25 protein-coding genes are annotated in these 24,349 nt (G+C 68.0%); 11 read left to right on the plus strand and 14 right to left on the minus strand.

The window, feature by feature from the left end; genetic code table 11:
• Window positions 1–21: 21 nt before the first annotated feature.
• From DTA15_RS30415 to DTA15_RS30430, 4 genes are read left to right on the plus strand one after another with little or no spacing between them, the layout of a single operon-like run.
• Window positions 22–1,245 (plus strand): beta-ketoacyl-[acyl-carrier-protein] synthase family protein, encoded by a 1,224-nt coding sequence (locus tag DTA15_RS30415; RefSeq protein ID WP_006491657.1) that lies wholly within the window; start codon window positions 22–24, stop codon window positions 1,243–1,245.
• An 8-nt stretch (window positions 1,246–1,253) separates the two neighbouring features.
• Window positions 1,254–2,072: a beta-ketoacyl synthase chain length factor gene (locus DTA15_RS30420; protein WP_012492405.1), complete on the plus strand. Its 819-nt coding sequence runs from the start codon at window positions 1,254–1,256 to the stop codon at window positions 2,070–2,072.
• Window positions 2,069–2,572 (plus strand): hotdog family protein, encoded by a 504-nt coding sequence (locus tag DTA15_RS30425; RefSeq protein WP_006481514.1) that lies wholly within the window; start codon window positions 2,069–2,071, stop codon window positions 2,570–2,572. The genes DTA15_RS30420 and DTA15_RS30425 overlap by 4 nt, the downstream gene beginning before the upstream one ends.
• The gene (locus DTA15_RS30430) at window positions 2,569–2,898 is read left to right on the plus strand and encodes a hypothetical protein (protein ID WP_012492404.1); all 330 of its coding nucleotides are present in this window, start codon (window positions 2,569–2,571) and stop codon (window positions 2,896–2,898) included. Before DTA15_RS30425 ends, DTA15_RS30430 begins: the two co-directional genes overlap by 4 nt.
• Before the next feature lie 101 nt (window positions 2,899–2,999).
• Here the strand turns inward: DTA15_RS30430 and DTA15_RS30435 are convergent, their stop codons facing one another.
• The 9 genes from DTA15_RS30435 to DTA15_RS30475 all read right to left on the minus strand — a co-directional run bounded on the left by DTA15_RS30435 (window position 3,000) and on the right by DTA15_RS30475 (window position 10,803).
• Window positions 3,000–3,206 carry a hypothetical protein gene (locus DTA15_RS30435; RefSeq protein WP_006481510.1) on the minus strand — a complete coding sequence of 69 codons (207 nt, stop codon included), beginning with the start codon at window positions 3,204–3,206 and terminating at the stop codon, window positions 3,000–3,002.
• A 105-nt stretch (window positions 3,207–3,311) separates the two neighbouring features.
• Entirely contained in the window at window positions 3,312–4,055 is a 744-nt protein-coding gene (gene phbB, locus DTA15_RS30440; protein ID WP_012492403.1) for an acetoacetyl-CoA reductase, read from the minus strand.
• A 210-nt stretch (window positions 4,056–4,265) separates the two neighbouring features.
• On the minus strand, window positions 4,266–5,459 hold the full coding sequence (locus DTA15_RS30445) for an acetyl-CoA C-acetyltransferase (protein ID WP_012492402.1): 1,194 nt from the start codon (window positions 5,457–5,459) through the stop codon (window positions 4,266–4,268).
• A 288-nt stretch (window positions 5,460–5,747) separates the two neighbouring features.
• Complete coding sequence (gene phaP, locus DTA15_RS30450; RefSeq protein ID WP_006491043.1) at window positions 5,748–6,332, minus strand: TIGR01841 family phasin; 585 nt, start codon at window positions 6,330–6,332, stop codon at window positions 5,748–5,750.
• Between the two features lie 497 nt (window positions 6,333–6,829).
• On the minus strand, window positions 6,830–7,594 hold the full coding sequence (locus DTA15_RS30455; RefSeq protein ID WP_006491044.1) for a ParA family protein: 765 nt from the start codon (window positions 7,592–7,594) through the stop codon (window positions 6,830–6,832).
• Between the two features lie 101 nt (window positions 7,595–7,695).
• Window positions 7,696–8,319, minus strand: coding sequence for a DNA-3-methyladenine glycosylase (locus DTA15_RS30460; RefSeq protein ID WP_034178637.1), 624 nt, complete (start codon window positions 8,317–8,319; stop codon window positions 7,696–7,698).
• Window positions 8,306–8,836, minus strand: coding sequence for a G/U mismatch-specific DNA glycosylase (gene mug / locus DTA15_RS30465; protein WP_006491045.1), 531 nt, complete (start codon window positions 8,834–8,836; stop codon window positions 8,306–8,308). The genes DTA15_RS30460 and mug overlap by 14 nt, the downstream gene beginning before the upstream one ends.
• Before the next feature lie 122 nt (window positions 8,837–8,958).
• The gene (locus tag DTA15_RS30470) at window positions 8,959–9,516 is read right to left on the minus strand and encodes a single-stranded DNA-binding protein (RefSeq protein ID WP_012492400.1); all 558 of its coding nucleotides are present in this window, start codon (window positions 9,514–9,516) and stop codon (window positions 8,959–8,961) included.
• Window positions 9,517–9,615: 99 nt separating this feature from the next.
• Entirely contained in the window at window positions 9,616–10,803 is a 1,188-nt protein-coding gene (locus tag DTA15_RS30475; RefSeq protein ID WP_006483141.1) for an MFS transporter, read from the minus strand.
• A 264-nt stretch (window positions 10,804–11,067) separates the two neighbouring features.
• Here DTA15_RS30475 and uvrA point away from each other — a divergent pair, with 264 nt between their 5' ends.
• Window positions 11,068–13,953: an excinuclease ABC subunit UvrA gene (gene uvrA / locus DTA15_RS30485; RefSeq protein ID WP_006483142.1), complete on the plus strand. Its 2,886-nt coding sequence runs from the start codon at window positions 11,068–11,070 to the stop codon at window positions 13,951–13,953.
• Between the two features lie 220 nt (window positions 13,954–14,173).
• Entirely contained in the window at window positions 14,174–15,256 is a 1,083-nt protein-coding gene (locus DTA15_RS30490; protein WP_006483146.1) for an AI-2E family transporter, read from the plus strand.
• A 93-nt stretch (window positions 15,257–15,349) separates the two neighbouring features.
• Here the strand turns inward: DTA15_RS30490 and purU are convergent, their stop codons facing one another.
• The 5 genes from purU to DTA15_RS30515 form a co-directional block, all read right to left on the minus strand.
• Window positions 15,350–16,234: a formyltetrahydrofolate deformylase gene (purU, locus tag DTA15_RS30495; protein ID WP_006483149.1), complete on the minus strand. Its 885-nt coding sequence runs from the start codon at window positions 16,232–16,234 to the stop codon at window positions 15,350–15,352.
• A 73-nt stretch (window positions 16,235–16,307) separates the two neighbouring features.
• On the minus strand, window positions 16,308–17,174 hold the full coding sequence (locus tag DTA15_RS30500; RefSeq protein ID WP_006483154.1) for an NUDIX hydrolase: 867 nt from the start codon (window positions 17,172–17,174) through the stop codon (window positions 16,308–16,310).
• Window positions 17,175–17,179: 5 nt separating this feature from the next.
• On the minus strand, window positions 17,180–17,794 hold the full coding sequence (locus tag DTA15_RS30505) for a LysE family translocator (protein ID WP_006483140.1): 615 nt from the start codon (window positions 17,792–17,794) through the stop codon (window positions 17,180–17,182).
• Window positions 17,795–17,869: 75 nt separating this feature from the next.
• Window positions 17,870–18,436 carry an adenine phosphoribosyltransferase gene (locus DTA15_RS30510; RefSeq protein WP_034178636.1) on the minus strand — a complete coding sequence of 189 codons (567 nt, stop codon included), beginning with the start codon at window positions 18,434–18,436 and terminating at the stop codon, window positions 17,870–17,872.
• A 77-nt stretch (window positions 18,437–18,513) separates the two neighbouring features.
• The gene (locus tag DTA15_RS30515) at window positions 18,514–20,517 is read right to left on the minus strand and encodes a monovalent cation:proton antiporter family protein (RefSeq protein ID WP_006483134.1); all 2,004 of its coding nucleotides are present in this window, start codon (window positions 20,515–20,517) and stop codon (window positions 18,514–18,516) included.
• A 125-nt stretch (window positions 20,518–20,642) separates the two neighbouring features.
• Between DTA15_RS30515 and kdsD the strand changes: the two genes are divergently transcribed.
• The 5 genes from kdsD to lptB are packed head-to-tail and all read left to right on the plus strand — an operon-like array spanning window position 20,643 to window position 24,239.
• Entirely contained in the window at window positions 20,643–21,626 is a 984-nt protein-coding gene (gene kdsD, locus DTA15_RS30520) for an arabinose 5-phosphate isomerase KdsD (protein ID WP_006483136.1), read from the plus strand.
• Window positions 21,626–22,162: a KdsC family phosphatase gene (locus DTA15_RS30525; RefSeq protein ID WP_006483148.1), complete on the plus strand. Its 537-nt coding sequence runs from the start codon at window positions 21,626–21,628 to the stop codon at window positions 22,160–22,162. The genes kdsD and DTA15_RS30525 overlap by 1 nt, the downstream gene beginning before the upstream one ends.
• Before the next feature lie 3 nt (window positions 22,163–22,165).
• Window positions 22,166–22,780 carry an LPS export ABC transporter periplasmic protein LptC gene (gene lptC / locus DTA15_RS30530; protein WP_006483145.1) on the plus strand — a complete coding sequence of 205 codons (615 nt, stop codon included), beginning with the start codon at window positions 22,166–22,168 and terminating at the stop codon, window positions 22,778–22,780.
• Window positions 22,781–22,800: 20 nt separating this feature from the next.
• Window positions 22,801–23,466, plus strand: coding sequence for a lipopolysaccharide transport periplasmic protein LptA (gene lptA / locus DTA15_RS30535; protein WP_006483139.1), 666 nt, complete (start codon window positions 22,801–22,803; stop codon window positions 23,464–23,466).
• The gene (gene lptB, locus DTA15_RS30540; protein WP_006483143.1) at window positions 23,463–24,239 is read left to right on the plus strand and encodes an LPS export ABC transporter ATP-binding protein; all 777 of its coding nucleotides are present in this window, start codon (window positions 23,463–23,465) and stop codon (window positions 24,237–24,239) included. Before lptA ends, lptB begins: the two co-directional genes overlap by 4 nt.
• The last annotated feature ends 110 nt before the right edge of the window (window positions 24,240–24,349 follow it).

Genomic DNA, 24,349 nt, shown 5'->3' on the forward strand with positions numbered 1-24,349 from the left:
CGGCCACCGGATGCGACCCTCGTGAACCCTCTCCTGCTCTCGCACTTCACCGCCACCAGCTGCATCGGCCGCGGCCTCGACGCGACCCTCGATGCGCTGCGCCGCGCCCGCGGCGGGCTCGTGCCGTGCAACTTCGAGCGCGCGGATCTCGACACGTGGATCGGCGCGGTGGACGGCGTCGATGCGCACCCCGTGCGCGCCGATCTCGCCGACTTCGAATGCCGCAACAACCGCCTCGCGCAACTCGGCCTGACGCAGGACGGCTTCGACGCCCGCGTCGCGGCGGCCGCCGCGCGCTACGGCGCCGCACGCATCGGCGTGTTCGTCGGCACGAGCACGGCCGGCATCCTCGAAACCGAACGCGCGTACCAGCGCCGCGATCCGTCGAGCGGCGCGCTGCCGGCCGATTTCCGCTATGCGCACACGCACAACCCGTATTCGCCGGCCGCGTTCGTGCGCGCGTATTTCGCGCTGCGCGGGCCGGCGATGGCGATCTCGTCCGCGTGTTCGTCCGGCGCGAAGGCGTTCGGCTCCGCGCGCCGCATGATCGAGGCCGGGCTGATCGACGCGGCCGTCGTCGGCGGCGTCGATTCGCTGTGCCTGACGACGCTGTACGGCTTCAATTCGCTCGAACTGCTGTCGCGCCGGCCATGCCGGCCGTTCGACACGGCACGCGACGGCATCTCGATCGGCGAGGCCGCCGCGTTCGCGCTCGTCGAACGTGTGCCCGACCCGCCCGCTGCGCTCGACGACGACGCGATCCTGCTGCTCGGCATCGGCGAATCGAGCGATGCGCATCACATGTCGTCGCCGCATCCGGAAGGGCTCGGCGCGCGCGCCGCGATCGAGCAGGCGCTCGCGTCCGCCGGCCTCGGCGCGCACGATATCGACTACGTGAACCTGCACGGCACCGCGACCCCGAGCAACGATGCAGCGGAAAGCCGCGCGCTCGGCGCGCTGTTCGCCCGCACGCCGTGCAGCTCGACGAAGGGCGCGACCGGCCACACGCTGGGCGCGGCCGGCGCGCTGGAGGCGATCGTCGCCGCGCTCGCGCTGCAGGAGCAGTTCGTGCCGGCCGGCGTCAACACGACGCAGCCCGACCCGGCGCTCGTCGCCGACTACGTGCTCGCGAGCCGCGACACGCGCGTGCGCGCCGTCCTCTCCAATTCGTTCGGCTTCGGCGGCACGAATTGCAGCCTGATCCTCGGCCGCGCCCGGCACGTGGCCGGTCGCGCCCGCCGTTGAGGCCCGCCATGACACTCACCGCGTTCATCGAAAGCGTCGGCCTCGTCGGGCCGGGACTGACCGACTGGCCGCACGCGGCCGACGTGCTCGCGGGCCGCGCACCCTACGCGGCCGTCCGCACCGAACTGCCGCCGCCCGCCGGGCTGCCGTCCGCCGAGCGGCGTCGCACGGGCCCCGTCGTGCGCGCCGCGCTCGCGGTCGGCCACGCGGCGGTGGCCGCGAGCGGCCGCGATGCCGCGACGCTCGCGACCGTGTTCAGCGCATCCGGCGGCGACGGCCAGAACTGCCACGCGATCTGCGAAACGCTCGCCGGCGACGATCGCCAGCTGTCGCCGACCCGCTTCCACAACTCGGTGCACAACGCCCCGGCCGGCTACTGGAGCATCGCGACCCGCGCGATGGCGACGTCGAACGTGCTGTGCGCGCACGACGGCAGCTTTGCCGCCGGCCTGCTCGAAAGCCTGTGCCAGGTCGTCGTCGATCGCGTGCCGAGCCTGCTGATCGCGTACGACACCGACTATCCGGAACCGCTGCGTGCGGTGCGGCCGATCGGCGACGCGTTCGGCGTCGCGCTCGTGTTCGCGCCGGAAGCGAGCGAACGCACGCTCGCCCGCATCGACGTGCAGCTCACCGATGCGCCCGCCACGACGCTCGCGCATGCCGAGCTCGACGCACTGCGCGCCGGCAATCCGGCCGCCCGCGTGCTGCCGCTGCTTGACGCGCTCGCCACGCGGCAATCGACGCGCGTCGTGCTCGACTACCTGGCCGATACGCGCGTGCAGGTCGACGTCGCGATGCCCGACTCTTTCGCGGAGCGCGCGCGATGACCACGACGGTCGTATTGACCGCGCCGCTCGACCACGCGTGGATTGCCGCGCACATTCCGCACGCCGGCACGATGTGCGTGCTCGATTCGGTCGATGCGTGGGATGCCGAACGAATTCGCTGCACCGCGACGAGCCACCGCGATCCGCACAACCCGCTGCGCGCGCACGGGCGGCTCGCGTCGGTCTGCGGCATCGAGTACGCGGCGCAGGCGATGGCCGTACACGGCGCGCTGCTCGGTGCGCATGAGGCGCGCCCGCGCGCCGGCTATCTCGCGAGCGTGCGCAACGTCGACGCGTTCGTCGACCGGCTCGACACCTTCGAGCAGCCGCTCACCGTCGACGCGGAACGCATGAGCGGCGACGGCCGCTCGGTGCTGTACGGCTTCGCGCTGCGCTGCGGCGAGCGCGTGCTGCTGTCCGGCCGCGCGGCGGTGATGCTCGACGCATCGGCCGCCGGCGCGTTTCAACCGGCGCCCGCCGGCAACACGAATCCTCGATGAAGAGGCTTACCTCAAGGAAACCGGTCGTGAAAGTTCGTCAGTTCATTGGCGCCGCGCTCGTTCTGGCGCTGCTCGGCCCGCTCGCCCACGCGGACATGTCGGAAGTGAAGCAGGACATCAAGCGCGATTCGAAGGAAGCCGCGCACAAGACCGGCGACGCGGCGCGCAGCTTCGGCCACGCGACCGCGAGCGCCGCGAAGGCGGTCGGGCACGGCGTCGCGCATGCGTCGCGCGAAGGCTGGGAAGCCACCAAGCGCACGACGAAGCGGATCTTCCACAAGAACGACTCGGGCGAGTCTGCCGGAAAGAGCGAAAGGAACGACTGATCGCGCATCCCGCGCGCGTGGCCGACGGCATGCGCGCGGGGCATGACAGCCCATCGATCGCCGATCGAGCGTTCACCGATCGCGACGCGTCGGCGCCGCGCTCAGCGTGCACCGCGCATGCGGCGCAACGACCGCGCCGGCCTGCGCGCGAAGCACTTGCCGTACGCGACGAGCCAGCAATCGCGATGATCGAAATTCCGCAGCAGCCGCGCGCGGCGCCGCTCGAGCCAGTAGAGCGCGATCGCCATCGTCAGCGCGACGGCCAGTGCCGAGCCGCCGATCACGAGTCCCATCCAGGTGTCGCCCATGCGTTCTCCGGAATGCGAGGCCGAAGCGGCGCGCCTGCCGCTTCGGCACGGAATGGTGCGGAACGCGGCCCGCCCGGGCGCGAACGCCGTGCGGGCCGCCGCGCGTCAGTGCATGTGCTGACCGCCGTTGATCGCGATGTTGGAGCCCGTCACGAAGCCGGCCTCCTCCGAGCACAGATAGGCCACCAGCGCCGCGACTTCCTCGGGCTTGCCGAGCCGGCCCGCCGGAATCTGCGGGAGGATCTTCGTGTCGAGGATGTCCTGCGGGATCGCGGTGACCATCTTCGTCGCGAGATAGCCGGGCGACACCGTGTTCACCGTCACGCCCTTGCGCGCGATCTCCAGCGCGAGCGATTTCGTGAAGCCGTGCATGCCGGCCTTCGCGGCCGCATAGTTGGTCTGGCCGACCGACCCCTTCGAGCCGTTCACCGACGAGATGTTGACGATGCGGCCCCAGCCGCGCTCGACCATGCCGTCGCAGACAGGCTTCGTCATGTTGAACACGGAGTCGAGGTTGGTGCGGATCACGGCATCCCAGTTGACCTTGTCGAGCTTGCGCAGCGTCATGTCGCGCGTGATGCCCGCATTGTTCACGAGAATGTCGACCGGGCCGACGTCCCGCACGATCTTCTCGATGCATTGCTGGCATGAATCGTGATCGGCCACGTCCACCGGATACGCATGGAATTCGCGGCCGGCCGCATGCATCTCGGTCAGCCAGCGGTCCGCGCCGGTGTTGTTCGGCGAATACGTGACGACTACCCGATGACCCGCGTCGTTCAACCTGATGCTGACCGCTTCGCCGAGGCCGCCCATCCCACCCGTCACAACTGCAATTCGCTTAGTCATACTATGAATTACCGACAAAAAAGTAATCGATGAAAGGCGGGGCGACGGCATCGGACATGCCGCCGCCCCACCGCTTCGATGCGCAGCCCCCGCCCGCTTCGCGGACGCGTCGCGCATCGGCACCGCGCTTTGTTGTTGACTGCCTGTGTTGCGCGAAAACCGTCCGGCTCGCCCGCGGCACTGGCCCACGCCGCAAAGCGAACCGTGTCGTCAGGCCGCTGCTCCGACGCGCTCGACCGCGAGCGCGACGCCCATCCCGCCGCCGATGCACAGCGACGCCAGCCCGCGCTTCGCATCGCGCTTGACCATCTCGTGCAGCAGCGTCACCAGGATCCGGCAGCCCGACGCACCGATCGGGTGGCCGATCGCGATCGCCCCGCCGTTCACGTTCACCTTCGACGTGTCCCAGCCCATCTGCTTGTGCACCGCCAGCGCCTGCGCCGCGAACGCCTCGTTGATCTCCATCAGGTCCAGGTCGCCCGGCGTCCAGCCCGCGCGCTCCAGCGCACGGCGCGACGCCGGCACCGGGCCCATGCCCATCACGCTCGGGTCCACGCCCGCGTTCGCATACGCCTTGATCCGCGCCAGCGGCGTCAGGCCCAAGGCGGCTGCCTTCTGCGCCGACATCACCAGCACCGCCGCCGCTCCATCGTTCAGCCCCGACGCGTTCGCCGCCGTCACCGAGCCGTCCTTCGCGAACGCCGGCTTCAGCCCCGCCAGCGACTCCGCCGTCACGCCGTGACGCACGAACTCGTCCGTCGCGAACTGCAGCGGCTCGCCCTTGCGTTGCGGAATCGACACCGGCACGATCTCGTCGTCGAAGCGCCCGGCCTTCTGCGCGGCTTCCGCCTTGTTCTGCGACAGCGCCGCGAACGCGTCCTGCTCTTCGCGCGTGATCCCGTATTCCTTCGCGACGTTCTCCGCCGTGATCCCCATGTGGTACTGGTTGTACACGTCCCACAGCCCGTCGACGATCATCGTGTCGACCAGCTTCGCGTCGCCCATCCGGAACCCGTCGCGCGAGCCCGGCAGCACGTGCGGCGACGCGCTCATGTTCTCCTGGCCACCCGCGATCACGATCTCCGCGTCGCCCGCGACGATCGCGTTCGCCGCCAGCATCACGGCCTTCAGGCCCGAGCCGCACACCTTGTTGATCGTCATCCCCGGCACGGCGTTCGGCAGCCCCGCCTTGATCAGCGACTGCCGCGCCGGGTTCTGCCCGGAGCCGGCCGTCAGCACCTGGCCCATGATCACTTCGCTGACCTGCTCGGGCTTCACGCCCGCACGCTCCAGCACTGCGCGGATCACCGTCGCGCCCAGTTCGGGCGCCGCAACCTTCGCCAGCGAGCCGCCGAATTTGCCGACCGCGGTCCGCGCGGCCGATACGATCACTACATCCGTCATGTTCAATTCCTGCATCGAAATCAGTTCGTCGTTGTGACGCCGGCACGGGGCGACGGCGCGCGTCGGGCCAACCGGTGCGATCGCGGTCGCGGTCGCGCGCCGTGTTGGCGGGCGGCGCCTGTTCGCACCGGCGGCACGACACACCGCCGCACGGGCAACCGTGCACGGGCGTCTTGCGGCGCATCGGACGCTCGCCGGCCCCCGCGTGGCACACGCGGCGCCGGCGCCGTCCGGCGCCGATCAAGCGTGTCGCGCCTGCGCGCGACACGCGTTCAGCACGCGTTCAGATCACGCAGCCGATTCGCGCGCAGCCGCGGCGTCCTTGCGGGCGGCCGCAGCCGTCTGCTTGGCACCGCGCGTGGCCGTTTCGCTGACTGCATCGAAACCGCTCTGCGCCGCTTCGATCGCCTGCCCCGTCGCTGCACGCACGGAGTCGGCCGCGGCGGTCGCCGCGGACAACGCCGAATTCAGCGCGGCCACCACCGGCGCCGAGCCGGCCGGTGCGTGCTTCGACAGTTCGCCGAGCACGTCCTTCAGGCGCTTGTCGTTCTGTTCGTACTGGGCCTGCGCGACCTTCGCCCACTCGGATTGCGTCGACACCGCGATGTCGAACAGATGGCGGCCATACGACACGACCTTGCCGGCCGCTTCCTGCGGCGCGGCGACCTGCTGCGCGAAGCCCGCGGCCGGGTTGTTGCCGTTGAACGCGTTCTTCAGCTTGTCCTCGTATTCCTCGAGCGCCGTGCGGGCCGCTTGCAGGTTGAGTTCGACGACGGCCTCGAAACCGTGGATCGCCGGACGGGCGATCGCGAACCAGGCGGCGATACCGGATTGATAATCGGCGGCGAGTTTTTCGGGGGCAAATACGGACATCGGGCACGCTCCTGTTAGCAATGCGAGAGACGACGTAAAGAAAAATGGAAGCTTGATCGACAGCGCTTCCTTATTGACGACCCGTACCTGTTTGAGCACGAGCGGTTGAAGGAAGTCATTTTAGAGCGATTAATTGTCAATTAAATGGCATTAATGATAGGTATAAACCCTTATTACCCTTTAGAGCGGCCGCCGTAGCCCGGCGCGCCGACATCGCGGGCAGGATGCCCGCACGCTCCGCCCCGCAATGCCTTTTTACCTTTTTACAGCATAGCGCATCGTGACATCGCGCAATATTTACCAATCCATTATTCCGTTTATTAGAAAACCGGCCCTCATTAAAAATGGAGTGGCCGCCGATGTAATCGTTTTTTCGGGATTTATTATGAAATCGTTTTCTGGATTATTAATGACGAATTCAATGATCGGATGAATTACGGTCGCGATAAAAACGAGGCCGCTCGAAGCGGCCTTGGTCGATGCGGTGAAGCGGGGGGTCAGCCGGCCAGTTCGCGATGCAGCGCGCGGAATTCCTGCGCGAGCTTGTGGGTCGGCTCGAGATGGATCACCGGCGTCGACTGCTGATGCGATTCGCGGATCTTCACCGACGCGGACAACCGCGACGCGAGCACCGGCAGCCCTTCGTCGACGAGTTCGTTGACCAGCCGTTGCGGCAGGCTCGCGCGCGGCTGGAACTGGTTGATGACGATCCCTTCGACTTCGAGCGCCGCGTTGTGGTCCTGCTGGATTTCCTTCACGTTCTCGAGCAGCGTGTACAGCGCGCGGCGCGAGAAATCGTCGCAGTCGAACGGGATCAGGCAGCGCTCGACCGCGATCAGCGCCGAGCGCGTATAGAAGTTCAGCGCGGGCGGCGTGTCGATGTACACCGCATCGTAAGTGTCGAGCTCGTTGAGCGCGTCGCGCAGCTTGTAGATCTTGTAGCGCGATTCGAGCTTGCCGTGCAGCGTGTCGAGATCCGGATGCGCGGGCATCACGTCGAGTCCGTCGAACGGGGTCGCGTGGATGAACGACGCGATGTCGACCGGCCGGAAGTTGAAGGTCAGCGCGGTTTCGAAGAAACCGGCCACGCCCGGTTGCGCGTCGGCCGCCGCGTCGCCGAGCAGGTAGCGCGTCGAGTTCGCCTGCGCATCGAGATCGATGACGAGCGTGCGCAATCCTTCGCTCGCGCTGATCGCCGCCAGGTTGCAGACGATCGTCGACTTGCCCACGCCGCCCTTCTGGTTGAATACGACCCGCCGCATGGTGTCCCCTCGCTCGAAACGTCGAAACGGCCAGCTTAGCGGGTCAATCATGGCGACCGCGTGACGCAGGTCGAATTGGACGCGACAGTGCGCGCCACGCGTCACACGCGCGGCACCGCGCCCGATACGTAGCGGTTGCCGGGCACGCTCCACCGCCACGGGAGATCCTGGCCGACGCGAACGCCGATGCGCGGCCCGCCCGCCAGATCGGCGGGCGGCGCCAGCCCGTCGTCGTCGATCGCGAACCCTTGATGCGCGCCGGCCAGGTCGACGCCATCCTGCGCGCCGCCGATCCCCATCGCCTGCGTCAGCCGGGCCGGCCCGCGGCACAAGTCGCGATCGCGCGTGCGCGGCGGCCGCGCCGCACGCATCTGTTCGAGTCCGTGCAGCGGCTCCAGCGCCCGGATCAGCACGCCCGTTCCAGCGCCGTCCGGGCCGCACACGCAGTTGCAGCACCAGTGCATGCCGTACGTGAAATAGACGTAGAAGTGCCCGGGCGGCCCGAACATCGTCGCGTTGCGCGGGGTCTTGCCGCGATAGGTGTGCGCCGCCGGATCGAGTGCGCCCGCATACGCTTCCACTTCGACGATGCGGCCGGCCCGGCCGTCCGCGGCCGCGAGGATCTTGTTGAGCAGTTGCGGCGCGACCTCGGTGGCCATGCGGTCGAAGAATGCGCGCGGCACGATGGTGCCCGGCCACGGAGCCACCGTCTTACTGCGTCGCATCGTGTCCCTCCGTGATCGCCGCGAAATGAAGCTCGCGATACGCATCGATCAGATCGTCGAGCCCGAATGCGCGGTTTCTCCCGCTGGGATTCGGCAGCACCCACACCCGCGCATGCTCGATGCGGGCCGACTGCAATCCCCACGCGACTTCGCGCTGCCCCGACAGCGCCGAATAGGCCACCTTGCCGAGAAACGCGACGAAGCGCGGCGCATGCTGCGCGACTTTCTGCTGGAACGCGGCGCCGGCGGCCGCGAATTCCGCGCGCGAAAGCTGATCGGCACGCGCGGTCGGCCGCGGCACCACGGCCGTCAGCCCGCAGCCGTAACGGAGGATCTCGCGATCGTCCAGCGGCGAAATTTCCGTCGGCGTGAAGCCGGCGAGATGGAGCACGCGCCAGAAGCGGTTGTTTCTCCCCGCGAAGTGATGGCCGGTCGCGGCCGCGAGCAGGCCGGGATTGATCCCGCAGAACAGGACGTCGAGATCGGGCGCGATGAGGTCGGAGAGTGCGTCAGCCACGGTTCATCCGGCGTGCGACTGGCGGGAACGACGTAAACGAAACAAGGCCCGAAAACCCGGGCCAAGCGACTGGCTTGACTCGGATATTCGGGCCCATCGTGATGCGAGGGTGCGACTGGCGATCAGAACGGGATATCGTCGTCCATCTCGTCGAAGCCGCCGCCTGCCGGTGCGCTCGGACGGCTCTGGCCGCCACCACCCGCACCGCCACGCGCCGCGCCGCCGCCGCCGGCACGACCGCCGCCGCCACGCTCCGCCTGCTCGCCGCGACCGCCGCCACCACCACCACCGTAGCCGCCGCCATAACCGCCTTCGTCACCGCCGCCACCGCCGCCGCCCGAACCGCCGCGGCCGCCGAGCATCTGCATCTGTTCGGCGACGATTTCGGTCGAGTAACGGTCCTGGCCGTCCTGGCCCTGCCACTTGCGCGTGCGGATGCGGCCTTCGATATAGACCGACGAACCCTTCTTCAGGTACTCGCTGACGATTTCCGCCAGACGGCCGAAGAACGCGACGCGATGCCACTCGGTCATTTCCTTGAAATCGCCGCTCGCCTTGTCCTTGTAGCGATCGGTCGTCGCGAGACGGATGTTCGCAACCGCGTCGCCGCTCGGCAGGTAACGGACTTCAGGATCGGCGCCGAGATTGCCGACGAGGATGACCTTGTTGACGGATGCCATGTGTTTCTCCAGTAAATTCGATGCCGGGCCGCCCCCGTGTGTCGCCGGAACGGCCCGCCGGGCACGCCGGCGCGCTGCCGATGCCTGCCCGAGTGAGGTTCAGGCCTTGCGCGGCGGCGCCTTCATATTGGCCGCGATTATAAGCCACGCGGCCACGAGCCCCGAACACGTGTAGAACACCGTGTTCGCGCCCCCATGCTTCAGCAGCCAGCCGCCCACGATGCCGCCGAGCGCGAGCCCGATCGACTGCGTGGTGTTGTAGACGCCCGTGGCCGCGCCCTTGCGCGAACCCGGCGCGAGCTTCGACACGAGCGACGGCTGCGACGCTTCCAGGATGTTGAACCCGAGGAAGTAGACGAAGAGAATCGCCGCCACAATCAGGATGGTATGCGGCGCGCTGCCCAGCAGCAATTGACCGATCAGGATAGCCAGAATGCCGCCGAGCAGCACCGGCTTCATCTTGCCCCGTTTTTCCGCGACGATGATCGCCGGCACCATCATCACGAACGCGAGCCCCATCACCGGCAGGTAGACCTTCCAGTGCGCGGCGACCGGCAGCCCGCCGTCGACCAAGAGGCGCGGCACGACGAGGAACAGCGCCGTCTGCGTCGCATGCAGCACCAGCACGCCGAAGTTCAGGCGCAGCAGCTCGACGTTGTGCAGCACCTCGGCGAACGGCGCGGGCACGTGCACGGGCTTCGCCGCATCGGGCACGATCCACAGCACGACGCCGATCGCGAGGATCGACAGCACGCCGACGATCGCGAACAGCCCGCTCATCCCGACCCAGTGGAACACGATCGGCGCGCCGACGATCGCGACCGCGAACGACACGCCGATCGACCCGCCGACCATCGCCATCGCCTTCGTGCGGTTCTGCTCGGAAGTCAGGTCGGCGATGAACGCGAGCACCGCCGACGACACGGCGCCCATCCCCTGGATCACGCGGCCGACGATGATCCACGTGATGTCGTGCGCGAACGCGGCGACGAAGCTGCCGAGCGCGAAGATCACGAGGCCGGTGGCGATCACCGGCTTGCGGCCGAACTTGTCGGACGCCCAGCCGTAGAAGATATAGAACAGCGACTGCGTGACGCCGTAGGCCCCGAGCGCGATCCCGACGAGCAGCACGTTGTCGCCGCCCGGGATGGTTTTCGCGTAGACCGAGAACACCGGCATGATCATGAACAGGCCGAGCATGCGCAACGCGAAGATCGCCGCGAGCGACGTGGTCGCGCGCAGTTCGGGCGCAGTCATGCGGGAAGACGTGGCAGACGGATTGGACATCGGGAATGAATTTCGAATGATCGGAATGTCCGCCCGGCGGCGGGCGGCGGAAGATCAGGACCGGCGGCCTGGCGGCCTTTCGGGCGACGCGTCGGGGCCGGATGCAGACGGCCTGCGGGCCGCCCGGAACCGTGCGGCGCGACCGCATTCCCCGGCGCAGGTGTCGCCTTGCTGCCACCTGCTGTAAAGGCTGGGGGCCGTAAACGACGGTCTCGAAAAGCCGTTATAGTAGCAGGTTTGGTTCCCTCCATTTTCGCCAGGTTCATGGAACAGATCCGTATCCGTGGGGCACGCACCCACAACCTGAAAAACGTCAATCTCGACCTGCCGCGCCACAAGCTGGTCGTGATTACCGGGTTGTCCGGGTCGGGCAAGTCGTCGCTCGCGTTCGACACCCTTTATGCCGAAGGCCAGCGCCGCTACGTGGAAAGCCTGTCCGCGTACGCCCGCCAGTTCCTGCAGTTGATGGAGAAGCCCGACGTCGACCTGATCGAGGGGCTGTCGCCGGCGATCTCGATCGAGCAGAAGGCCACGTCCCACAACCCGCGTTCGACCGTCGGCACGGTCACGGAAATCCACGACTACCTGCGACTTTTGTACGCACGTGTCGGCACGCCGTACTGCCCCGACCACGACATCCCGCTCGAGGCGCAGAGCGTGTCGCAGATGGTCGACGCGGCGCTCGCGCTGCCCGAGGAAACCAAGCTGATGATCCTCGCGCCCGTCGTCGCGAACCGCAAGGGCGAGCACGCCGAGCTGTTCGAGGACATGCAGGCGCAGGGCTTCGTGCGCTTTCGCGTGCGCTCGGGCGGCGGCGCCGCGAACGAAGGCGTCGCGAAGATCTACGAGGTCGAGTCGCTGCCGAAGCTGAAGAAGAACGACAAGCACACGATCGACGTCGTCGTCGATCGCCTGAAAGTGCGCCCGGACATGAAGCAGCGGCTCGCCGAATCGTTCGAAACCGCGCTGCGCCTGGCCGACGGCCGCGCGATCGCGCTCGAGATGGATACCGATCACGAGCACCTGTTCAGCTCGAAGTTCGCGTGCCCGATCTGCTCGTACTCGCTGCAGGAGCTCGAGCCGCGCCTGTTCTCGTTCAACAACCCGATGGGCGCGTGCCCGGAATGCGACGGCCTCGGCCAGATCACGTTCTTCGACCCGAAGCGGGTCGTCGCGCACCCGTCGCTGTCGCTGGCCGCGGGCGCGGTGAAGGGCTGGGACCGCCGCAACCAGTTCTACTTCCAGATGCTGCAGAGCCTCGCGGCGTTCTACGAGTTCGACATCGACGCCGCATTCGAGGATCTCCCCGAAAAGATCCGCAAGGTGCTGCTGTTCGGCTCGGGTAAGCAGACGATCCCGTTCTCGTACATCAACGAGCGCGGCCGCACGACGATCCGCGAGCACGTGTTCGAAGGGATCATCCCGAACCTCGAGCGCCGTTACCGCGAGACCGATTCGGTCGCGGTGCGCGAAGAGCTGTCGAAGTACCAGAACAACCAGCCGTGCCCGTCGTGCGACGGCACGCGCCTGCGCCGCGAGGCGCGCCACGTGCGGATCGGCACCGGCGACTACGCGCGCGGCATCTATGAAATCAGCGGCTGGCCGCTGCGCGACGCGCTCGGCTACTTCGACGGGCTGACGCTCGACGGCGCGAAGCGCGAGATCGCCGACAAGGTGATCAAGGAAATCGTCGCGCGCCTGACGTTCCTGAACAACGTCGGCCTCGACTACCTGTCGCTCGAGCGCAGCGCCGAGACCTTGTCGGGCGGCGAGGCGCAGCGCATCCGGCTCGCGTCGCAGATCGGCTCGGGGCTCACGGGCGTGATGTACGTGCTCGACGAGCCGTCGATCGGCCTGCACCAGCGCGACAACGACCGCCTGATCGCGACGCTCAAGCACCTGCGCGACCTCGGCAACTCGGTGATCGTCGTCGAGCACGACGAGGACATGATCCGCACGGCCGACTACGTGGTCGACATGGGCCCCGGCGCGGGCGAGCACGGCGGCGTCGTGGTCGCCGAAGGCACGCCGAAGCAGGTGCAGTCGAATCCGCAGTCGCTGACCGGCCAGTACCTGCTCGGCAAGCGCGTGATCGAGTATCCGGACGAGCGGCTCGCGCCCGATCCGGAGCGGATGCTGCGCATCGTCGACGCGCACGGCAACAACCTGAAGCACGTCGATCTGGAACTGCCGGTCGGCCTCCTGACCTGCATCACCGGCGTGTCGGGCTCCGGCAAGTCGACGCTGATCAACGACACGCTGTATCACGCGGTCGCGCGCCACCTGTACGGCTCGGCCGCCGAGCCGGCGCCGCACGAGGCGATCGAGGGCCTCGAGCACTTCGACAAGGTGATCAACGTCGACCAGTCGCCGATCGGCCGCACGCCGCGCTCGAACCCGGCCACGTACACGGGCCTGTTCACGCCGATCCGCGAGCTGTTCTCGGGCGTCCCGACGTCGAAGGAGCGCGGCTACGATCCGGGCCGCTTCTCGTTCAACGTGAAGGGCGGCCGCTGCGAATCGTGCCAGGGCGACGGCGTGCTGAAGGTCGAGATGCACTTTTTGCCGGACGTCTACGTGCCGTGCGACGTGTGCCACGGCAAGCGCTACAACCGCGAAACGCTCGAAGTGCAGTACAAGGGCAAGAACATCAGCGAAGTGCTCGACATGACGGTCGAGCACGCGTACGAGTTCTTCAGCGCGGTGCCGGTCATCGCACGCAAGCTGAAGACGCTGCTCGACGTCGGCCTCGGCTACATCCGCCTCGGCCAGTCGGCCACAACGCTGTCGGGCGGCGAGGCGCAGCGCGTGAAGCTGTCGCTGGAGCTGTCCAAGCGCGACACCGGCCGCACGCTGTACATCCTCGACGAGCCGACCACCGGCCTGCACTTCCACGACATCGCGCTGCTGCTGGAAGTGATCCACCGGCTGCGCGACCAGGGCAACACGGTCGTGATCATCGAGCACAACCTCGACGTGATCAAGACGGCCGACTGGGTGATCGACCTCGGCCCCGAGGGCGGCGCCGGCGGCGGCCAGATCATCGCGCAAGGCACGCCCGAGCAGGTCGCGAAGACGAAGGCGAGCTTCACCGGCAAGTACCTCGCGCCGCTGCTCAAGCGTCCGACCCGCAAAGTCGCGGCCGGCTGACGCCGCTCCACCCTGCCCGCGCGCGGCCGTCCGGCCGCGCGCCTCCTCGTTTTCCCTTCTGCGTTTACACCACGCGCCAAACGGCCCGTTTGCGGACCATAATGGCAGCTATACTTTACGGTCGTAAGGTTCGCCATCCGCACCAATCCGGTGCGGCGCCGGGCGGCCCGCACGCTGCCGCGCGCTGCGCGGCACGACACACGGACGACAGGAATCCACGATGGAGAAGCAACAAGAGTCGCGCGACACGCAGAACCGCGAGCCGCACCTGCGCAGCGTGCGGCTGACGAGCGACTTGAGCCTGCCGAAGCTGTCGGCACTCGAGATCGGCAGCTATCTCTTCGCGCTCGTCATGATGTGGCTCGTCCTCGAGCTCCGGCTGCTCGGCGGGATGCTCGCCGGCCTGCTCGTCTATCAGCTGATCCACACGATCGCACCCGTGATCGAACGTCACACCACCAGCATGCGCGCGCGCTGGGTCGCCGTCGTGCTGTTGTCGATCGCGATCGTCGGCGCGCTCACCGGCCTGACGATCGGCATCATCGAGCATTTCGAGCACACGGTGCCGAACCTGCAGAGCCTGCTCGACCAGCTGATGCAGATCGTCGAGCAGACCCGCGCACGCACGCCGGCGTGGATCGCCAATCTGCTGCCCGTCGACGTCGAACAGATGAAGACGAAGGCGGCCGTGCTGATGCACTCGCACATGGACCAGCTCCAGCAAAGCGGCAAGAGCGTCGCGCGCGGCTTCGGCCACGTGCTGTTCGGGATGATCATCGGCGCGATGATCGCGATCGGCGTCGAGCAGGGCAAGGTGCGCCGGCCGCTGTCGACCGCGCTCGTCATGCGCGTGTCGCGCTTCTCCGACGCGTTCCGCCGCATCGTGTTCGCGCAGATCAAGATCTCGGCGATCAACGCGGCATTCACCGGCATCTACCTGCTCGTCGCGCTGCCGATCTTCCACCAGCGGCTGCCGCTGTCGAAAACGCTCGTGCTCGTCACGTTCATCGTCGGCCTGCTGCCGGTGATCGGCAACCTGATCTCGAACACGCTGATCGTCGCGGTGTCGCTGTCGGTCAGCATGGGCACCGCGATCGCGTCGCTCGCGTTCCTCGTGGTCATCCACAAGCTCGAATACTTCCTGAACGCGAAGATCATCGGCGGCCAGATCGAGTCGCGCGCGTGGGAGCTGCTGCTCGCGATGCTGATCATGGAGGCCGCGTTCGGGCTGCCGGGCGTGATCGCCGCGCCGATCTTCTATGCGTACCTGAAACGCGAGCTGTACCTGCTGCGGCTGATCTGAAGCCGCCCGCCAGCCAGCGGAAAGCAAAAACGCCGCGCCCCGTGAAGGGCGCGGCGTTTTCGTTTGCGGCGCGGGCCTGCCGGGGCCGGCGAATCAGCGGAACACGACCGTCTTCGTCCCGTTCAGCACGATCCGGTGCTCGACGTGCCACTTCACCGCCCGCGCGAGCGTCACGCACTCGACGTCGCGGCCGATCGCGGTCAGCTGGTCGGGCGTCATGCTGTGATCGACACGTTCGACTTCCTGCTCGATGATCGGGCCTTCGTCGAGATCGGTCGTCACGTAGTGCGCGGTCGCGCCGATCAGCTTCACGCCGCGGTCGAATGCCTGGTAGTACGGCTTCGCGCCCTTGAAGCTCGGCAGAAACGAATGGTGGATGTTGATCGCCCGCCCGGCGAGCTGCTCGCACATATTCGGCGACAGGATCTGCATGTAGCGCGCGAGCACGACGAGATCGGCCTGGTGCTCGTCGATCACTTCCAGCACGCGCGCTTCCTGCGCGGCCTTCGCGGCATCGGACGAACCGCCGATCAGCGGGAAGTGATGGAACGGAATGTTGTAGCTCGCCGCGAGCTGGTAGAACTCCTTGTGGTTCGACACGATCGCCGGAATCTCGATCGGCAGCTGGCCCGTGCGATAGCGGAACAGCAGGTCGTTCAGGCAGTGGCCGATCTTCGACACCATGATCACGACGCGCGGCTTCACGGCCGCATCGTGCAGCTCCCAGCGCATCGAGAACTGTTCGGCGAGCGGCGCGAATTCCTTGCGAAGCGTGTCGAGCGCCGACGCGGCATCCACGCCGCCGCCGTCCTGCTCGAAGTGCACGCGCATGAAGAACTCGCTGGTGCGGCTGTCGCCGAACTGCGCGGAATCGAGGATGTTGTTGCTGCGCTCGAACAGGAAGCCCGAGACCGCATGGACGATGCCGTGCCGGTCGGGGCACGACAGTTTCAAGATAAAGCTGTGATCGGTCGGCATGACCGCTACTCCCATTGTTTCCGTATTCGTCAAATTGCCCGTTCGCGCCGCGCGGCTGCGCGCTCGGCGCGCGTCACGCCGCCGGTACGAACAGCGCGTCGATGCCGGCCGCGTCGGCCGCCGCAATCCAGCGGTGGCGCAGCAGCGTATCGAGCGTCGCGAGGCTCGCATCCATCGTCGCGCGGCCTTCGCGCAACCAGCCGATCACCTCGGGCACGCTGGCCAGCAGGTGCTCGGCCACTTCGCCGTCCTGGTTGCGTGGCGCGAAGTCGTGCGGCAGCGGCAGGTCGTACACGAAGATCAGTTCGGATTGCGTGCCTTCCGGCAGCGAATTCAGCACCTGCACCGTGCGGCCCGCGATCGCGCGCGCCGCCAGGTCGGCCGGAATGCCGGCTTCTTCCCAGCATTCCTTCGCGAGCGTCTCGTGAACGCCCAGCCCCCAGCCGATCCCGCCCGCGACGACGTTGTCGAGCATGCCGGGGTCGGTGGCCTTGGTCGCGCTGCGGCGGCCGAGCCACATCTTCGGCGCAGCCGCGGCGGGCGGCTCGCCCGGCGTAACCGCATATTCTACGATGCCGTTCACGTGCACCGCATAGGTCTGCGTGCCGAAGAAGCGCGACGCGGCGCGCTCGATGTACGCGAGCGGCGGATCGTCGAAGCGGTTGCGGATCGCGTAGATCTCGTCGCGCCAGCCGGGAATCGCGCCTTCGGCGGCGAGCGCGCCGATCGCGCTGGCCAGCGCCATGCTGCGCGCGTCGACCGAATCGTAGCGCGCCGACAGCACGACGCGCTCGCCGGTCAGCTCGAACACGTCGGGCCAGCGCGCGAGCTTCGCGACGTCCTGGCGGCGCACCCAGCCGACCGCCTGGCCGGCGATCTCGAAACGCAGGTGCGCGGCCGGATCGAAGCGGCGCGCGGCCGCGATGCACGGAAACGTCATCGTCATCAATCCTTCAGCGCGACGCGAATGCCGATCGCGATGAACGTCGCGCCGGCGATCCGGTCGAGCCACACGCCGGCCTTCGGGCGGCGCTTCAGCCACGTGCCGATCATGCCCGCGCCGACGCCGAACAGCGAGAAGACCGCGGCCGTCTGCAGCATGAACAGCGCGCCGAGTTCGAACATCTGCAGCGTCACGCTCTGCGCGCCGTGCGGATCGACGAACTGCGGCAGGAACACGACGAAGAACAGCGTGACCTTCGGGTTCATCAGGTTGCCGATCACGCTCTGCCGGAAGATCGTGCCGAGCGGCTGCGGCGGCCGCGCATGCGCGTTCGCGAGGCCCTGGCTGCGCAGCGCCTTGATGCCGATCCACACGAGGTACGCGGCGCCCGCGAGCTTCAGGATCTGGAACGCGACCGGCGACGAACGCAGCACGGCCGCGACGCCGAGCGCCGCGAGCGTCGTGTGGAACAGGATCCCCGCCGTGAAGCCGAGCGCGGCGACGAAGCCGGCCGCGCGACCCTGCGAGATGCCGCGGGCGAGCACCTGCAGGTTGTCGGGACCCGGCGCGAACGTGATCGCGATCGACGTGGCGAGAAACAGCATGAAGTTGGGCATCGTGACCTCGCTGCGGAATGTGAACCAGGCGTGAATCAGCGCAAGCCGGGGCGGCCCGCCCCGGGGGACCGGCGTTCAGTGGCCGGAGAATTCGGTAACGGTGTAGACCGGCAGTCCGGCGTTGCGCAGCAGCGCCGAGCCGCCGAGATCGGGCAGGTCGATGATCGCCGCACCCTCGACGACCACCGCGCCGAGCCGCTGCAGCAGGTTGCGCCCCGCCATCATCGTGCCGCCGGTCGCGATCAGGTCGTCCATGATGATCACGCGATCGCCGGGGCGGCACGCATCTTCGTGGATCTCGACCGTCGCGCTGCCGTATTCGAGGTCGTACGATTCCGAACGGGTCTTGTACGGCAGCTTGCCGACCTTGCGGATCGGCACGAAGCCGACGCTCAGCTCGTACGCGACGATCGGCGCGATGATGAAGCCGCGCGCGTCGAGGCCCGCGACGTAGTCGAGCTTCGCGTCGACATAGCGTTCGACGAACAGGTCGACGAGGATGCGCAGCGCCTTCGGGCTCTGCAGCAGCGTCGTGATGTCGCGGAACTGCACGCCCGGCTGCGGCCAGTCCGGCACCGTGCGGATCTGGCTATGGATGAAGGCGACCGGATCGAGCGGTGCGCCCGACGACGAATGCGGCATGAAACTCTCCGAAAAAAACGGTGCGCGAAGATCGGGCACCGTTTCTGATCAATACGGGTCAGGTTGTGAATCGCGGCTCACGCGGCCGCGGCCGGCGGGTCGCGCCGATGGCGCGACAACCGCTCCTCCGCGAGCGCGAGCGCCTCGGGCAGCCCGCGCAGCACCACGATGTCGCTCGCGCGCAGCTTGGTCTGCGGATCGGGTTCGACGCCGCGGATGCCGTGCCGGCGGATCGCCGTGACTTCCAGCCCGAGCGCGTACAGCCCGAGTTCTTCCAGCGAACGCCCGACCGCGTCCGCGCGCGCATCGACCGGCACCGATTGTAGCCGCACCTGCTCGTGATCGTCGTCGTCCGCGTCGTCGGCGCCGCGGAAATAGCCGCGCAGCAGGCTGTAACGCTCGTCGCGCATCTCCTCGACGCGCCGCACGACCTTGCGCATCGGCACGCCGACCAGCACCAGCGTATGCGACGCCAGCATCAGGCTGCCCTCGACGATCTCCGGAATCACCTCGGTCGCGCCGGCCGCGAGCAGTTTCTCCAGGTCGGCATCGTCCACGGTACGCACGATCGCGGGCAGCGTCGGTTCGAGCTCGTGCACGTGGTGCAGCACGCGCAGCGCGGACGGCGTGTTCGCGTAGGTGATCGCGACGGCCGCCGCCCGGTGGATACCGGCCGCGAGCAGCGACTCGCGGCGCGCCGCGTCGCCGAACACCACCGATTCGCCGGCGGTCGCCGCCGCGCTCACGCGATCGGGATCGAGGTCGAGCGCGACGTACGAAATGCCTTCCTGTTCGAGCATGCGCGCGAGGTTCTGGCCCGCGCGGCCGTAGCCGCAGATGATCACGTGGCCGCGCTGCTTCAGGCTTTGCGTCGCGATCCGCGTCATCTGCAGCGACTGCTGCATCCATTCGGTCGACGACAGCCGCATCACGATGCGGTCGGCGTTCTGGATCAGGAACGGCGCGGCGAGCATCGACAGCAGCATCGACGCGAGGATCGCCTGCAGCAGCGTCGAATCGACGAGATGCCGGTCGAGGATCAGGTTCAGCAGCACGAAGCCGAATTCGCCGGCCTGCGCGAGGCCGATGCCCGTGCGCATCGCGACGCCCGGCGTCGCGCCGAACAGCCGCGCGAGCCCGGCGATCATCGTCGCCTTGAACAGGATCTGCCCGACGAAGAAGCCGAGCACGATCAGCGGATGCTCCCAGATCACGCGCGGGTCGAGCAGCATCCCCGTCGTCACGAAGAACAGGCCGAGCAGCACGTCGCGGAACGGCTTGATGTCCTCCTCCACCTGATGGCGGAACGGCGTCTCGGAAATGAGCATCCCGGCGATGAACGCGCCGAGCGCGAGCGACAGCCCGAAGCGGTCGGTGATGAACGCGGCGCCGAGCGTGACGAGCAGCAGGTTCAGCACGAACAGCTCCTGCGAGCGGCGCCGCGCGACGACGTTGAGCCAGCGCGTCATGAAGCGCTGGCCGATGACGAGCAGCAGCGCGAGCGCGATCACGATCTTGACCGCCGCGAAGCCGAGCGTGAGCGCGAGATCCTTCGACGACTCGGCGCCGAACGCGGCGATCACGATCAAGAGCGGCACCACCGCGAGATCCTGGAACAGCAGCACGCCGAAGATGTTGCGGCCGTGCTCGGTCTCGATCTCGAGCCGCTCGGCGAGCATCTTCGACACGATCGCCGTCGACGACATCGCGAGCGCGCCGCCGAGCGCGATACTGCCCTGCCACGTGATGTGCACCCAGCGCTCGAACAGCGCGCCGAGCACGAGCGCGAGCACGAGGGTCGCGACGACCTGCAAGAGGCCGAGTCCGAACACGAGCCGCTGCATCGCCCTCAGCTTCGCAAGCGAGAATTCGAGGCCGATCGAAAACATCAGGAACACCACGCCGAATTCCGCGAGGTGCTCGGCCCGTTCGAGATCCGCCGCGACGCCGAAGGCGTGCGGGCCGACCAGGATGCCGACGGTCAGATAGCCGAGCATCGGCGGCAGGTTCAACGAGCGGAATACGACGACGCCCACCACCGAGGCCAGCAGCAGCAGGGTCATTTCGAGCGGGGAAATCACAGGCGAAGCGTCCTCGTTCGTCGGGGCCACGGCAATGCGGGCGCGGGTGGTGGCGGTGGACAGGCGACCTCGGACGAGTCCGAAGGCGCGGCGCGGCGAACAAACGCCTTTGCTATACTCCGCGCATGATAGCGAAAATCAATGATGATCGGGCGCTCGCGCTCGCCCGCGACGTGCTCGACATCGAGGCGGACGCCGTGCGCGCGCTGCGCGACCAGCTCGACGGCGGCTTCGTCCAGGCCGTGGCGCTGCTGCTCGGCTGCCGCGGCCGCGTCGTGGTCTCCGGGATCGGCAAATCGGGGCATATCGCCCGCAAGATCGCAGCCACGCTGGCCAGCACCGGTACGCCGGCCTTCTTCGTCCACCCCGCCGAGGCCAGCCACGGCGACCTCGGGATGGTCACCTCCGACGACGTCTTCATCGGCATCTCCTATTCCGGCGAGTCGGAAGAACTCGTCGCGATCCTGCCGCTCGTGAAGCGGATCGGCGCGAAGCTGATCGCGATCACGGGCCGCGCGGGGTCGAGCCTCGGCACGCTCGCCGACGTGAACCTGAACGCCGCGGTGTCGAAGGAAGCGTGCCCGCTGAACCTCGCGCCCACCGCGAGCACGACCGCGGCGCTCGCGCTCGGCGACGCGCTCGCCGTCGCCGTGCTCGACGCGCGCGGCTTCGGCTCGGAAGATTTCGCGCGCTCGCATCCGGGCGGCGCGCTCGGCCGGCGCCTGCTCACCTACGTGCGCGACGTGATGCGCTCGGGCGACGACGTCCCGTCCGTCGGGCTGAACGCGACGCTGTCGGACGCGCTGTTCCAGATCACCGCGAAGCGCCTCGGCATGACGGCCGTGGTCGACGCCGACGGCAAGGTCGCCGGCATCTTCACGGACGGCGACCTGCGCCGCGTGCTCGCCCGCGACGGCGATTTCCGCACGCTGCCGATCACCGAAGTCATGACGCGCGACCCGCGCACGATCGCGCCGGATCACCTGGCCGTCGAGGCCGTGGAACTGATGGAGCGCCACCGGATCAACCAGATGCTGGTCGTCGATGCCGACGGCGCGCTGATCGGCGCGCTGAACATGCACGACCTGTTTTCGAAGAAGGTGATCTGATGAGCGCAGCGCTGACTGCGGCCGAACGCGCGAGCCGCGTGAAGCTGATGATTTTCGACGTCGACGGCGTGCTGACCGACGGCGGCCTGCTGTTTACCGCGGCCGGCGACGCGATGAAGTCGTTCAATTCGCTCGACGGCCATGGCGTGAAGCTGCTCGGCGAAGCCGGCATCGCGACCGCGATCATCACGGGCCGCCGCTCGGACATCGTCGCGGCGCGCGCGAAGGAAATGAAGATCGCGCACCTGTTCCAGGGCGTCGAGAACAAGCTCACCGTGTTCGCCGACCTGATCGCGTCGCTCGGCCTGACGGCCGACGCCTGCGGCTACATGGGCGACGACTGGCCCGACCTGCCGGTGATGCTGCGCTGCGGCTTCGCGACGGCCCCCGCGAACGCGCACCCCGAGGTGATCGCCCGCGCGCACTGGGTCGCCGAGGCCCGCGGCGGCCACGGCGCCGTGCGCGAGGTCTGCGATGCGATCCTGCGCGCGCAGCGCCGCTACGACGCGCTGCTCGCTGCCGCCTGCGGAGCCTGACCGATGAGCACGCATTTCCGCTGGACCCAGATGCTGCCGCTCGTCGCGGTCGCCGCGCTCGCGGGCGTCACGTGGTGGCTGCTGCAGGCCACGCTGCCGCCGCCCGGCGAGGGCGCCGTGCAGCCGAAGCGCCATACGCCCGACTATTTCGCCGACAACTTCTCGGTCACCGAGCTCGACCAGACCGGCACGACCCAGTACCGGCTGACGGCCGCGAAGCTGGTCCATTACGAAGACACCGAAGGCAGCGACCTGACCGATCCGGCCATGCGCGCGTTCCAGCCCGGCAAGCCGGTCGTGACGACCACCGCGAAGCGCGGCACCGTCAACGGCGACGTGTCGATCGTCGATTTGTACGACGATGCGCGCATCCTGCGCGCGGCCGGCGGCGGCGATCCGCAGATGCAGGCCGATTCCCAGCATTTCCGGATCTTCGTCAATGACGATGTGATCCAGACCGAAAAGCCGGTTAAACTTCAGCGCGGCCTGTCGCTCGTCAACGCGACCGACGGCATGAAGTACAACAACGTCACCCGGGTCATCGAGCTTTACGGCAACGTGCGCGGCACGATCGCCGCGGCGGACACGTCCGGCGGCTCGAAAGGTCAACCCAGGTGACGCATCCCTCACGTGACTGCATGAACGAACCGTTCCCTCGACAGATTTCCGGCGGCGCTGCGCGCGCCGTCCGCGCCGCGCTCGCCGCGACGCTCGTGGCGCTCCCGCTCGTCGGGCTGGCGCCGCTCGCCCATGCCGAGAAGGCCGACCAGAACAAGCCGATCAACGTCGAGGCCGACAACCTGACCTATGACGATCTGAAGCAGGTCACGGTCGCGACCGGCAACGTCGTGATCACGAAGGGCACGATCATCATCAAGGGCGATCGCGTCGAAGTGCGCCAGGACCCGGAAGGCTATCAGTACGCGACGTCGTTCGGCAGCGGCAAGAAGCACGCGACGTTCCGCCAGAAGCGCGAAGGCCTCGACGAATACATCGACGGCGACGCCGAGCGCATCGACTACGACGGCAAGCAGGATCTCACCACGCTGACCACCGCCGCGACCGTGCGCCGCCTGCAGGGCACGTCGACGGTCGCCGATACCGTGCACGGCAGCGTGATCACGTACGACGGCCAGCGCGACTTCTACACCGCGAAGGGCGGCAAGGACGTCGCGGCGCCGGGTAACCCGAACGGCCGCGTGCGCGCGATGCTGTCGCCGAAGAACGGCGGCCCCGCGCCGCTGAACGGGGCGCCGGCCAAGCTGTCGCCGTCGACCACGATCCAGGGAGCGCCGGGCCAATGAACGCGCTTCCGAACCGCCAGCCGGCCGGCACGACGAGCTCGCTCGTCGTGCGCAACCTGAAGAAGCGCTACGGCTCACGCACGGTCGTCAAGGACGTGTCGCTCGACGTGAAGAGCGGCGAAGTCGTCGGCCTGCTCGGCCCGAACGGCGCCGGCAAGACCACGTCGTTCTACATGATCGTCGGCCTCGTGCCGACGGACGCGGGCGAAATCACGCTGAACGGCAGCTCGATCAGCCTGCTGCCGATCCACAAGCGCGCGTCGCTCGGCCTGTCGTACCTGCCGCAGGAAGCGTCGGTGTTCCGCAAGCTGACCGTCGAGGAAAACATCCGCGCGGTGCTCGAGCTGCAGCACGACGAGGACGGCAAGCGGCTGTCGAAGGACGCGATCTCGTCGCGTACCGAAGCGCTGCTCGACGAGCTGCAGATCGGCCACCTGCGCGAGAACCCCGCGCTGTCGCTGTCGGGCGGCGAACGGCGCCGCGTCGAGATCGCGCGCGCGCTCGCGACCAACCCGAGCTTCATCCTGCTCGACGAACCGTTCGCCGGCGTCGATCCGATCGCGGTGCTCGAGATCCAGAAGATCGTCAAGTTCCTGAAACAGCGCAACATCGGCGTGCTGATCACGGACCACAACGTCCGCGAAACGCTCGGCATCTGCGACCACGCGTACATCATCAGCGACGGTTCGGTGCTGGCCGCCGGCGCGCCGAGCGAAATCATCGAAAACGAAAGCGTGCGCCGCGTGTACCTCGGCGAACACTTCCGCATGTAACGTCCTCCTCGTGGCTGGCTGCACCCCGCCCGGCATCGCCGCGCGGGGCTGCGCCCCGCTTTGCATCCACGCCCGCGGGCATGCCCGCGGCCGGGCGGCGCGCCGCGCGT

It is taken from the genome of Burkholderia cenocepacia, assembly GCF_900446215.1.
Taxonomy (GTDB): Bacteria; Pseudomonadota; Gammaproteobacteria; order Burkholderiales; family Burkholderiaceae; genus Burkholderia; species Burkholderia cenocepacia.

Coding starts and splice junctions, on each gene's coding strand:
- DTA15_RS30420 (WP_012492405.1), top strand. CDS start 1,254: ATGACACTCACCGCGTTCATCGAAAGCGTCGGCCTCGTCGGGCCGGGA.
- DTA15_RS30425 (WP_006481514.1), top strand. CDS start 2,069: ATGACCACGACGGTCGTATTGACCGCGCCGCTCGACCACGCGTGGATT.
- DTA15_RS30430 (WP_012492404.1), top strand. CDS start 2,569: ATGAAGAGGCTTACCTCAAGGAAACCGGTCGTGAAAGTTCGTCAGTTC.
- DTA15_RS30435 (WP_006481510.1), bottom strand. CDS start 3,206: ATGGGCGACACCTGGATGGGACTCGTGATCGGCGGCTCGGCACTGGCC.
- phbB (WP_012492403.1), bottom strand. CDS start 4,055: ATGACTAAGCGAATTGCAGTTGTGACGGGTGGGATGGGCGGCCTCGGC.
- DTA15_RS30445 (WP_012492402.1), bottom strand. CDS start 5,459: ATGACGGATGTAGTGATCGTATCGGCCGCGCGGACCGCGGTCGGCAAA.
- phaP (WP_006491043.1), bottom strand. CDS start 6,332: ATGTCCGTATTTGCCCCCGAAAAACTCGCCGCCGATTATCAATCCGGT.
- DTA15_RS30455 (WP_006491044.1), bottom strand. CDS start 7,594: ATGCGGCGGGTCGTATTCAACCAGAAGGGCGGCGTGGGCAAGTCGACG.
- DTA15_RS30460 (WP_034178637.1), bottom strand. CDS start 8,319: ATGCGACGCAGTAAGACGGTGGCTCCGTGGCCGGGCACCATCGTGCCG.
- DTA15_RS30470 (WP_012492400.1), bottom strand. CDS start 9,516: ATGGCATCCGTCAACAAGGTCATCCTCGTCGGCAATCTCGGCGCCGAT.
- DTA15_RS30475 (WP_006483141.1), bottom strand. CDS start 10,803: ATGTCCAATCCGTCTGCCACGTCTTCCCGCATGACTGCGCCCGAACTG.
- uvrA (WP_006483142.1), top strand. CDS start 11,068: ATGGAACAGATCCGTATCCGTGGGGCACGCACCCACAACCTGAAAAAC.
- DTA15_RS30490 (WP_006483146.1), top strand. CDS start 14,174: ATGGAGAAGCAACAAGAGTCGCGCGACACGCAGAACCGCGAGCCGCAC.
- purU (WP_006483149.1), bottom strand. CDS start 16,234: ATGCCGACCGATCACAGCTTTATCTTGAAACTGTCGTGCCCCGACCGG.
- DTA15_RS30500 (WP_006483154.1), bottom strand. CDS start 17,174: ATGACGTTTCCGTGCATCGCGGCCGCGCGCCGCTTCGATCCGGCCGCG.
- DTA15_RS30505 (WP_006483140.1), bottom strand. CDS start 17,794: ATGCCCAACTTCATGCTGTTTCTCGCCACGTCGATCGCGATCACGTTC.
- DTA15_RS30510 (WP_034178636.1), bottom strand. CDS start 18,436: ATGCCGCATTCGTCGTCGGGCGCACCGCTCGATCCGGTCGCCTTCATC.
- kdsD (WP_006483136.1), top strand. CDS start 20,643: ATGATAGCGAAAATCAATGATGATCGGGCGCTCGCGCTCGCCCGCGAC.
- DTA15_RS30525 (WP_006483148.1), top strand. CDS start 21,626: ATGAGCGCAGCGCTGACTGCGGCCGAACGCGCGAGCCGCGTGAAGCTG.
- lptC (WP_006483145.1), top strand. CDS start 22,166: ATGAGCACGCATTTCCGCTGGACCCAGATGCTGCCGCTCGTCGCGGTC.
- lptA (WP_006483139.1), top strand. CDS start 22,801: ATGAACGAACCGTTCCCTCGACAGATTTCCGGCGGCGCTGCGCGCGCC.
- lptB (WP_006483143.1), top strand. CDS start 23,463: ATGAACGCGCTTCCGAACCGCCAGCCGGCCGGCACGACGAGCTCGCTC.